The following is a 10,031-nucleotide window of genomic DNA, read 5'->3' on the forward strand; positions in this document are numbered from 1 at the left end:
AGATGACTGGCTTTGACAATCTATGCATGAACTGCATGTCCGATACAAACGGCAAAACCGAATGTTCCAACTGCGGCTTCAGTTCTTCCGAGCCACAAATGCGCCATGCGCTTCCGTACAGGACCAGACTGCAGAACCGGTATATCGCCGGCCGCGCGAAAAAGAGCAACGGCGAAGGAATTACCTATATCGGCTACGATACGGTTCTGAACATACCGATTGAGCTGCGCGAGTTTTTTCCGCAGACCCTGTGCGAAAGGCCCGCCAACGGGACGGCTATCCGCGTGATCGGCGGCAGCGAGATCATCTTTGACGAATGTCTCGCCGCTTTTCTGAATTATTCCAGAGAGATCGCGCACATGCGCGAGCTTTCCGCCATCGTACAGATTTACGATATCTTTGAAGAAAATCATACGGCCTATACCGTTTCCGAGTGGAGCGAAAGCATTACGCTCCGCTATTTTGTCGAGCGCAGCGGCGGCAACCTCGGCTGGAACGCCGCCCGCCAGCTCTTTATGCCCGTTCTGTCCGCGCTCAGCTCGATGCAGGCGGCGGGGATCAGGCATCTTGGCATTTCTCCCGATACCCTGAATATCATGCAGGACGGCAGGATGAAGCTCGGCAGCTTCTGCATCGGCGCCGTCCGCCGGATGGACACGGACCTGCCGCCGGACCTCGTTCCCGGCTGCGCCGCCATAGAGCAGTATGTGATGGACTATGTCCCCAATGAATCGACGGATGTCTACGGCTTTGCCGCGTCCCTGTTTTTTGCCCTGACGGGTACCATGCCGCAGGAAGCCTTAAAAAGGCGCAACGATATGCGGCTTTTGATTCCGACCAGCATTATGCGCAGCCTGCCGCCCCATGTGGTAACGGCAATGGCCAACGCGCTGCAGGTTTCCCCGGACAAACGCACCCCCACCTTTGAGCGGCTCCGAGCCGAGCTTTCCGCCGCGCCGACCGTCACGGCGACCATTGAGGATACCCAGGGGATCCACAGGTCCGCCCCTGAGCCGGAGGAGGACGACGGCAAAAAGGGCGTTCCCAATTTCGTATGGGTCATCCTGACCTGTGTGGCGGCGCTGATCGTGTTCACCATCGTCGGGATTATCTGGATTTCCAACACCGGGCGGGGCGATACGGAAACGCTCGCCTCGGAAACCTCCCAGGTTGAGTCCGCGGCTGCGGACTCGCTGAAAATGACAATGGATTCGGCGGAATCCGCGGATTCCGCCGACCCGAATCTGATTGAAGCGCCCGATCTGGTCGGTCAGGTTTTTCAGGAGCAGGCCAATTCGGGCGAATCCTCCTCCAGCCAGGATTATCAGGTGCTTCTGTCCAGCAAGCAGTTCAGCGATACCATTCCCGAGGGCAGCATCATTTCCCAGTCGCCCGCCGCGGGCACGAAAATGGCAAAGGGAACGGCGATCGTAGTCGTTGTCAGCGAAGGGGCCGCCGTGCGCACGCTTCCGCCGATCACCGGGAAAACGCTTGCGGAGGCTTCGGAAGCGGTCACCACGGCCGGCTTTACACCCACCAAAACGGAGGAATACAGCTCCAGTGTGGAAAAGGGGATGGTCGTCGGCTACAAGGACGTGCAGGAGGGCAGCCAGATGGCCTACGGGTCCCAGGTTGCCATTGTCGTCAGCAAAGGGCCTGCGCCGGACGGCGCTTCCGGTTCGGCTCCCTGAGCACGGCGCTGCCTGAACAGCCGCTTTGAGTGTCGATGAAAAAAGGAGCCTTTCAGCCGGCTCCTTTTTTTGCGCGGTATTCGGCAAGCAGCAGGTCGACCATCCGGCCGTAGCTTTTTATGCCGTCCGCCTGTTTGTTGGCCTTCAGATAAGAATCGTTGACATGGTCGGCGGCGGCGGCGACCGGCCCCTCAAACTGCTTCCAATACGCGGAATTGTTTTCCAGATCGCGCCTGACGCCGTCGCTCAGGGTCCCGTAGATTTCATTTGCCGCCGACGGGTCCGTGCCGTAAAGCGCGTTGGAAGCGTAGATGTAGGCGAGCATCGTCCCCGAATACCGGAAATCCGCGTCCCCGCTTTTTTCACAGGCAAGGTAGCCGATGAAATTCGCCTCGTCCTCGCGCATATATCCGCGCAGATGGGAAAGCTCGTGGCACATGGTCAGCGGGATGGAATAATCGGGGATATCCACGTTGACATTCGCTTCAAAGGTAAACGGGAAAAAGATGCCCGTAGTGTCGCAGTAGGACATCAGCCGGGAGAAAAACACCGGCTTCGGCGGGCCGTACCCCGCGCGCAGAAGCGGATAGTCCGCGCTGACCGCGTCAAACGCCGTCCTCGCCTTTTTTGCCGTTTCTTCAATATCCTCCGTGTTCAGCCGCATGACGGAATTCCGGTCGGTCCGGACTCCTTTCCGTAACTCGTTTGCCCGATCGGCAAGATCGGTACAGAGCGCCGTCAGCTCGGCTTTGGACGAAGGCCGGATTTCCAGCCCGCAGGTCTGCGAAAAGGGATAGCGGTAATAATTGATTCCGCAGGAAACCACAAACGCAAAATACAGCACGCTGGCAATGCAGAGCAGATTAATTGCGAAAAGAGAAAATATTTTTCTTCGTTTTCCGCGGTTATGTATGATTTTGGCAATAAAGAAAATCATATAAAAAACGGCGCCCGCGCAAAGAAGGACGATCAGGACCTCCATAACGGAAAACGGGGCAAGGGAAGTGGCGCGGTTCACCCCGCGCGACAAAACGGGATAAATGGTGTTCGCGTACCATTCCGCAAAATCGGGACGGTTTTGTGCGGCAAGGGTAAGCAGTAGGGCGACCGGTGCAAACGCAAGGAGCCGGATTCGCCTGAGAGGAAGGAATTTTTTCAAAACAGCACCTCCGATCCCGTTTATTGTAGTATATCCGCACAGGTACGTCAATGGAAATCCGCTCTGCCTTTTCCATATTTATACGGAAAGGCGGTTGCCTATACGGTACAAAAATGATATGATAAACATTAATAATCGATTTCAAACAGGGAGGCCGGCGCATGAAATTTTACATTAAACAGAGCACCGGTACGGAAGCTCTTTTTACCGTAATAGATGCTCTTGGTCAGTCTGTCTACAGTGTTACCGGTGATTCGCTGTCCATCGGCAGCAAGGTCTGCCTGATCGACAACAACCAGAACGAGGCGGCCCGCATCTTCAGTCTGGGGATTTCGGCCATGTCGAGGTACTCCGTTTCGATCGGGGACAAGGAGCGCGCGCGCGTGACGCTGAACCTTGCCTCGTCGAAGCAGCCCATTAAAATCAAAGGCGTCGGCTGGAGCTTCCGCGGCGATCTTCTGACGCGTTCCTACGACCTGATCGACGTGGACTCCACTGTCGTGATGACGCACGGCCGGTGCTGGAATGAAAACGGCGACTGCTTCGCGGTCGATATCGCCGATCCGTCCAATGTCCTGCTTTGCCTTTGCATTGCCGTCATCCTTGACAGCACCGTGATCGGCGGCTCCGCCAAACCGGTTCCGGCAAGCTGAAAAAATTGACAAACGACCTTTGGAATGCCATAATAATCCAGTTACCAATTCCCCGCCTCCTTTACGGAGGGGCGGCGCGTCCGGCGCGCCGCGGGGAGGGATATGCCGTTATAAGGGATCAAATTCAGGAGGAAAATATATGAGCAGGGAACTTGCGAAAACCTACGACCCACAGGAAGTGGAGGACAGAATTTACGATTTCTGGCTCTCCGGCGGCTATTTTCACGCCGAGCCGGACCCTGAGAAGCAGCCATATACCATTGTGATTCCGCCCCCGAACATTACCGGCCAGCTCCATATGGGACATGCCCTGGACGAAACCCTGCAGGATATCCTGATCCGCTGGAGAAGGATGCAGGGGTATTCGGCGCTCTGGCTGCCGGGAACCGACCACGCTTCCATTGCCACAGAGGCGAAAATCGTCGAGGCGATGCGCAAAGAGGGCATTACCAAGGAAGAGATCGGCCGCGAGGCTTTTTTGGAGCGCGCGTGGAAATGGAAGGAAAAATACGGCGGAAGAATCATTGAACAGCTGAAAAAGCTGGGTTCCTCCTGCGACTGGGAACGCGAGCGCTTTACCCTGGACGAGGGCTGCTCCAAAGCCGTCCGGGAGGTTTTTGTAAGACTGTACGAAAAGGACCTGATCTACCGCGGGGAACGCATCATCAACTGGTGCCCGCACTGCCGCACCTCTATTTCCGACGCGGAAGTGGAGTTCAGCGAGCACGACGGCTTCTTCTGGCATTTGCGCTATCCTTTCAAGGACGGCAGCGGTTCCATTCAGCTGGCTACCACCCGTCCGGAAACGATGCTGGGCGACACCGCGGTCGCGGTCCATCCCGAAGACGAACGCTATGCGGGTCTGGTGGGGAAGACGCTGGTCCTTCCTCTTGTAAACCGCGAGATCCCGCTGATCGCGGATCCTTATGTCGAGCGCGATTTCGGAACCGGCGTGGTGAAAATCACCCCGGCCCACGACCCGAACGACTTTGAAGTCGGCCTGCGCCACGATCTGCCGGTCATCAATGTCATGGATGACGGCGGCAATATGAATGAGAACGCCGGGAAATACGCCGGGATGCCCGCCATGGAGGCCCGCAAACAGATCGTGGAGGACCTGAAGGCACAGGGCTTCCTTGTCAGGGTCGAACCGATCAAGCACAACGTCGGCTCCTGCTACCGCTGCGGCACCGTTGTGGAGCCGCGCGTTTCCAAGCAGTGGTTTGTAAAAATGAAGCCGCTGGCGGAACCCGCCCTTCAGGAAGTAAAGGACGGGAAAGTGAAATTTGTTCCCGACCGTTTTGAAAAGATTTACGACCACTGGATGGAAAACATCAAAGACTGGTGTATTTCCCGCCAGCTTTGGTGGGGCCACCGCATTCCCGCGTGGTACTGCCAGGACTGCGGGGAAACGGTCGTTTCCCGCGAAGAACCCCACACCTGCCCGAAATGCGGTTCCGAAAACCTGAAGCAGGACGAGGACACCCTCGACACCTGGTTCAGCTCCGCGCTCTGGCCGTTTTCCACCCTCGGCTGGCCGGACAAAACCGAGGACCTGAAATACTTCTATCCGACCGATACCCTTGTCACCGGCTACGATATTATTTTCTTCTGGGTCGCCCGCATGATTTTCTCCGGCATTGAGCAGATGGGAGAGGTCCCGTTCCATACCGTCCTGATTCACGGCCTTGTCCGCGACGCGAAGGGCAGAAAGATGAGCAAGTCGCTGGGCAACGGCGTCGACCCGCTTGAAATCATTGAAAAATTCGGCGCGGACGCGCTCCGCTTTACGCTTGCGACGGGCAACAGCCCGGGGAACGACATGCGTTTTTCCGACGAGAAGGTGGAGTCCAGCCGCAATTTTGCCAATAAAATCTGGAACGCCTCGCGCTTTATCCTCATGAATATCGACGGCCATGACGTAAAAAACGAGCTTCCCGCGAACCTTGCGATGGAAGATCGGTGGATCATCGATTCCTTCAACCGCGTGACGAAGGAAATTACGGAAAACCTGGAGCATTTCGAGCTCGGGATCGCCGTACAGAAGCTTTACGATTTTCTCTGGGACGAATTCTGCGACTGGTATATTGAAATCGCGAAAATCCGCCTGAATTCCGACGATCGGGAAACCGCGCAGGGCGTGCGTCAGGTGCTTGTCTGGGTCATGAGCGGCACCCTGAAGCTGCTGCATCCGTTTATGCCGTATATTACCGAGGAAATCTGGCAGACGCTTCCGCACGAGGGCGAATCCATCATGGTGTCCCGCTGGCCGCAGTACGAGGAAAGCCATTGCTTCCCGCAGGCCGCGGAGAACATGCGCAGCATTATGGAAGCGGTGCGCGCCGTCCGCAACCGCCGTTCCGAAATGAACGTGCCGCCTTCACGCAAGACCCATCTCTATATCGCCGCCGGCGACGCCGCCATGTTTGCAGAGGGCAGGGAAATCATCAAAAAGCTCGCCTACGCCACGGAGGTGGAAATCGGGGCCGACTATCAGCTCGACGGCGCGGCGACCATTGTCACGGCCGACGCGAAGCTGTATATCCCCATGTCCGAACTGGTGGACAAAAAGGCGGAGCTTGAACGCCTGACCAAAGAGCTGGAATCCGCACAGAAGCAGTATCAGAACGCGCAGGAGAAGCTTGCCAACGAGAAATTCATGTCGAAGGCTCCCGCGAACGTAGTGGAAGGCGTCAGACAGAACGCCGACAAGCTGCGCGACCATATTGCGCTGATTCAGTCCGGTATCGAAGCTTTGAGGTAGACGGAAAAATGATAACGTATGAGGAAGCGCTTCAAAAAATAGAAAGCCTGCTCCGCTTCGGCTCCAGACCGGGGCTTGAAAGAGTGGAAAAGCTTCTTGCCCTGCTCGGAAATCCGCAGGACAGGCTGAAATTCGTTCACGTGGCCGGCACCAACGGGAAAGGCTCCACCTGTGCGCTGATTGCTTCGGTGCTGAAAAAATCCCAGTATCAAACAGGGCTGTTTATTTCTCCTTTTGTCACGGATTTCTGCGAAAGAATGCAGATCAACGGTGAAAGGATCGGCCGTGAGGAGCTGAGCGCCCTTGTGGAAAAAATCTTTCCCCTTGTGGAGCGGATGGCGGAGAACGGCGAAATCATTACGGAATTTGAACTGATTACCGCGCTGGCAATGGAGTGGTTCGCGGAAAACCGGTGCGATATCGTCGTGCTGGAGGTGGGTCTCGGCGGCCGTCTGGACGCGACGAACGTCATTTCCACCCCGCTTGTGTCCGTCATTACGTCGATTTCTCTTGACCACACTGCGATTTTGGGCGATACCCTCTCGAAGATCGCCTATGAAAAATGCGGGATTATCAAGGAAAACGGCGTGACCGTGTGCTCGCCCGGACAGGCTCCGGAAGCGCTTGCGGTCATCAGGAGTACGGCGGAAGAACGCAAAAACCGCTTTGTCCCGGCCGACACGGACAGCGTGGAAGTGCTGTCCATGAATCTCAGCGGAACCGGGCTCGAGTACCGCGGGCTTCTGGTCAGCCTGCCGTTTCTCGGGGAACACCAGATCAGAAACGCGGTGACCGCGCTGGCCGCGATCGAGGAACTGAAAAAACAGGGGTACCAGATTGCCGACCACAGCATTGAGGCGGGATTTTCCTCGGCAAGCTTCCCCGCCCGGATGGAGGTGCTTTCCGCCGACCCGCTGATCGTGCTGGACGGCGCGCACAATCCCGGCGGCACCGCCGCGCTGGCGAAAGCGGCCGGAAAATATTTCGGCGATCGGAAAATCATAGCCATTGTGGGCATGCTTGCCGACAAAGACGTTGTCGGCGCCGTACGGAATTTTACGGGGCTGTTTTCCAAAGTGTTTACGCTGGCGCCGCCCGGTCCCCGCGCACTGGACGCACAATCGCTCGCGGAACATTTTCGGAAAATCGGTGCGGACGCGGAGCCCGCGCAAACCGCCGATGCGGCTCTTGCAAAGGCATTTTCCCTGCTGGATGGGAACAGCGCGCTGCTGATCTGCGGCTCGCTCTACCTTGCGGGCGATCTCCGCCCCCGCGTTCTCAATCTGCTTACTGCAAAATAAAAACAGCCTGTCCGCAAATTTCGAGTAAAATTTTACACAAAAGCCCTTATCTTTATAGTTAAGGGCTTTTTTTATTGCCGATTTTCTGAATTCATGAATAACAAGTCTGAAATCTGCCGATACTAATAAGATTACATATATCATGGAGGGATCCGCATGGGTGTCAGATTAATACTGAAGGATGGCGAGATGACCGCCGTGCTGAGCGGCGAGATCGACCATCATTCCGCACGGGAAATCCGCGGCGCCATTGACGAGGCGGCGTCGAAAGTAAAACCGAAGCTGCTGACGCTTGATTTTTCAGGGGTGCAGTTTATGGACAGTTCCGGTGTGGGGCTGATTATGGGGCGCTGCAAGCTGATGCAGATTTGGGGCGGCAGTGTCAGAATCGCGAATCTACAGCCGAAAATAGAAAAAATCGTTTCGCTTGCAGGTTTAAACCAGCTATGCAGTATTGTAAAGGATGTGAAGATTCATGAAGCCAATGAATGAAATGACGGTCTCCTTCCCAAGCTGTTCGGCAAACGAATCCTTCGGAAGGGCGGCGGTTGCGGCGTTTGCCGCACAGCTTGACCCTACGATCGATGAACTGAGCGATATCAAAACAGCGGTTTCAGAGGCGGTCACCAACTGTATTGTCCACGCCTACCGCAATACCATAGGGACTATATACATAACCTGTAAATTATACGAGAACGGCAGAATCAGCATCCGTATCCGGGACAAGGGCTGCGGCATCGAAGATATCGAACAGGCCATGCAGCCGCTGTTCAGCACTTCCGAGGACGAAGAACGCGCGGGGCTGGGATTTGCCGTCATGGAGAGCTTCATGGATGTTCTGAGAGTGACCTCCAAGCCGGGGCGCGGAACGTCGGTCACCATGAGCAAAACCATCCAGCGCCGCCGGACGGAAAAAAACCATTAATATGGACAGAGAGCAAACAATCAGTGATAATATCGGTCTTGTGCACGCCTGCGTCAAGCATTTCAAAGGACGCGGGGTGGAATACGACGACCTTTTTCAGGCCGGTTGTCTGGGCCTTGTCAAGGCTGTGGACAATTTCGACAGTGAGCGCGGGGTCAAGTTTTCCACTTATGCCGTCCCGGTTATTCTGGGGGAGATCAGGCGGCTTTTCCGTGACGGCGGCGCAATCAAGGTCGGCAGGGGGCTGAAAGAGCTGTCCATGCGCGCCGCACGCGAATCGGCCGCGTTCAGCGAGCGGGAAGGACGCACACCGACTGTCGGCGAGCTTGCGGAGCTGCTGGATGTGGAACCCGCCGAGGCCGCCCAGGCGCTCGGGGCTTCCCAGCTTCCGCTTTCGCTCACCGCCTCTCCGGAAGAGGGGGGAGGCCAGATCGATGTCAGCGTGGAAAGCGGAGACGACAAAATCGCGGAGCTGCTTTCCCTGAAGCAGGTTGTCACGGAGCTTCCGCCCAAGGACCGAAGCATCATCGTTTTCCGCTATTTCAAAAGCCGGACGCAGACGCAGACCGCGGAGGCGCTCGGCATGACGCAGGTGCAGGTGTCCCGGCGTGAAAAAGTAATTCTGAGCCAATTGCGCGAAAAATTGTCGTGAGTTTCGGCATAAACTGAGAAAAGAGCTCTCCGCCCGCGGGTGGAGAGCTCTTTTCAGTTATCGGTAAGTTCTTTCAGATCGTACGGCGTCTGCTGGTATACATAATAGTTCAGCCAGTTGATAAACAGAAGGTTTGCGTGGCTGCGCCACACAAAGGGCGGTTCCTGCGTAACGTCGTCATTCGGAAAATAATGTTTTGGAATATGCGGATGGATTCCTTTTCTCAGGTCCCGGAAATATTCGTTGGCCAGCGTGTTGCAGTCGTACTCCAGGTGGCCGGTAACAAAAAACTGCCTGCCGTTCTTTCTGGCGATAATATGGACCCCGGCTTCCTCCGAAGCCGTCAGGACGATCAAATCCTCTATTTTTTCAATGTCCTTCATTCTGACTTCGGTATTTCTGGAATGCGGCGAAAAGAAATTGTCGTCGAAGCCGCGGACCAGCGGATGCCGGCAGTCGAGAAGACGGTGAAGAAATACGCCCGAAAGCTTTTCGGGCAGCTGATATTTCGGCACTCCGAAGTGATAATAGAGTCCAGCCTGAGCTCCCCAGCAGATGTGCAGAGTGGAATAAACGTTGCGCCTGCTCCAGGTCATGATTTCGCAGAGCTCGTCCCAATAATCGACTTCTTCAAACGGCATGTTTTCGACAGGGGCACCCGTAATAATCATGCCGTCGAATTTTTCGTCCTCCAATTCGCCAAACGTTTTGTAAAAAGTATTGAGATGCGACGCCGAAGTATTCTTGGAAATATGCGTCGCCATCTGCATCAGTTCAACATCCACCTGTAAAGGAGAATTTCCCAAAAGCCGCAGAAGCTGCGTTTCCGTATCGATCTTTGTGGGCATCAGATTGAGGATTACGATTTTCAGCGGGCGGATATCCT

9 protein-coding genes are annotated in these 10,031 nt (G+C 55.7%); 7 read left to right on the top strand and 2 right to left on the bottom strand.

Annotated features, from left to right (window positions below):
• The first annotated feature begins 2 nt into the window (after positions 1–2).
• Positions 3–1,691 (top strand): PASTA domain-containing protein, encoded by a 1,689-nt coding sequence (locus ACQGQ5_RS13075; RefSeq protein ID WP_455736931.1) that lies wholly within the window; start codon positions 3–5, stop codon positions 1,689–1,691.
• 52 nt (positions 1,692–1,743) lie between these two features.
• On the opposite strand, the gene ACQGQ5_RS13080 is transcribed toward ACQGQ5_RS13075, so the two are convergent.
• Positions 1,744–2,850 carry a DUF3810 domain-containing protein gene (locus tag ACQGQ5_RS13080; RefSeq protein ID WP_455736932.1) on the bottom strand — a complete coding sequence of 369 codons (1,107 nt, stop codon included), beginning with the start codon at positions 2,848–2,850 and terminating at the stop codon, positions 1,744–1,746.
• Between the two features lie 161 nt (positions 2,851–3,011).
• Between ACQGQ5_RS13080 and ACQGQ5_RS13085 the strand changes: the two genes are divergently transcribed.
• From ACQGQ5_RS13085 to ACQGQ5_RS13110, 6 genes are all read left to right on the top strand, one after another.
• On the top strand, positions 3,012–3,503 hold the full coding sequence (locus ACQGQ5_RS13085) for a tubby C 2 (RefSeq protein WP_455736933.1): 492 nt from the start codon (positions 3,012–3,014) through the stop codon (positions 3,501–3,503).
• A 139-nt stretch (positions 3,504–3,642) separates the two neighbouring features.
• Positions 3,643–6,267 carry a valine--tRNA ligase gene (locus tag ACQGQ5_RS13090; protein ID WP_455736934.1) on the top strand — a complete coding sequence of 875 codons (2,625 nt, stop codon included), beginning with the start codon at positions 3,643–3,645 and terminating at the stop codon, positions 6,265–6,267.
• 8 nt (positions 6,268–6,275) lie between these two features.
• The gene (locus ACQGQ5_RS13095) at positions 6,276–7,568 is read left to right on the top strand and encodes a bifunctional folylpolyglutamate synthase/dihydrofolate synthase (RefSeq protein WP_455736935.1); all 1,293 of its coding nucleotides are present in this window, start codon (positions 6,276–6,278) and stop codon (positions 7,566–7,568) included.
• Positions 7,569–7,724: 156 nt separating this feature from the next.
• Complete coding sequence (locus ACQGQ5_RS13100) at positions 7,725–8,060, top strand: STAS domain-containing protein (protein ID WP_275714664.1); 336 nt, start codon at positions 7,725–7,727, stop codon at positions 8,058–8,060.
• Entirely contained in the window at positions 8,044–8,493 is a 450-nt protein-coding gene (gene spoIIAB / locus ACQGQ5_RS13105) for an anti-sigma F factor (RefSeq protein WP_455736936.1), read from the top strand. The genes ACQGQ5_RS13100 and spoIIAB overlap by 17 nt, the downstream gene beginning before the upstream one ends.
• A gap of 1 nt (position 8,494) precedes the next feature.
• Positions 8,495–9,145 carry a sigma-70 family RNA polymerase sigma factor gene (locus ACQGQ5_RS13110; protein ID WP_455736937.1) on the top strand — a complete coding sequence of 217 codons (651 nt, stop codon included), beginning with the start codon at positions 8,495–8,497 and terminating at the stop codon, positions 9,143–9,145.
• A 53-nt stretch (positions 9,146–9,198) separates the two neighbouring features.
• Here the strand turns inward: ACQGQ5_RS13110 and ACQGQ5_RS13115 are convergent.
• Positions 9,199–10,031 (bottom strand): homoserine O-succinyltransferase (locus tag ACQGQ5_RS13115; protein ID WP_455736938.1); only part of this gene is annotated, 833 nt, incomplete at its 5' end.

It is taken from the genome of Caproiciproducens sp. (assembly GCF_053840905.1).

What these genes read in the sequence shown, in the direction of transcription:
- ACQGQ5_RS13075 (WP_455736931.1), top strand. Translation starts at nt 3, where the DNA reads ATGACTGGCTTTGACAATCTATGCATGAACTGCATGTCCGATACAAAC.
- ACQGQ5_RS13085 (WP_455736933.1), top strand. Translation starts at nt 3,012, where the DNA reads ATGAAATTTTACATTAAACAGAGCACCGGTACGGAAGCTCTTTTTACC.
- ACQGQ5_RS13090 (WP_455736934.1), top strand. Translation starts at nt 3,643, where the DNA reads ATGAGCAGGGAACTTGCGAAAACCTACGACCCACAGGAAGTGGAGGAC.
- ACQGQ5_RS13095 (WP_455736935.1), top strand. Translation starts at nt 6,276, where the DNA reads ATGATAACGTATGAGGAAGCGCTTCAAAAAATAGAAAGCCTGCTCCGC.
- ACQGQ5_RS13100 (WP_275714664.1), top strand. Translation starts at nt 7,725, where the DNA reads ATGGGTGTCAGATTAATACTGAAGGATGGCGAGATGACCGCCGTGCTG.
- spoIIAB (WP_455736936.1), top strand. Translation starts at nt 8,044, where the DNA reads ATGAAGCCAATGAATGAAATGACGGTCTCCTTCCCAAGCTGTTCGGCA.
- ACQGQ5_RS13110 (WP_455736937.1), top strand. Translation starts at nt 8,495, where the DNA reads ATGGACAGAGAGCAAACAATCAGTGATAATATCGGTCTTGTGCACGCC.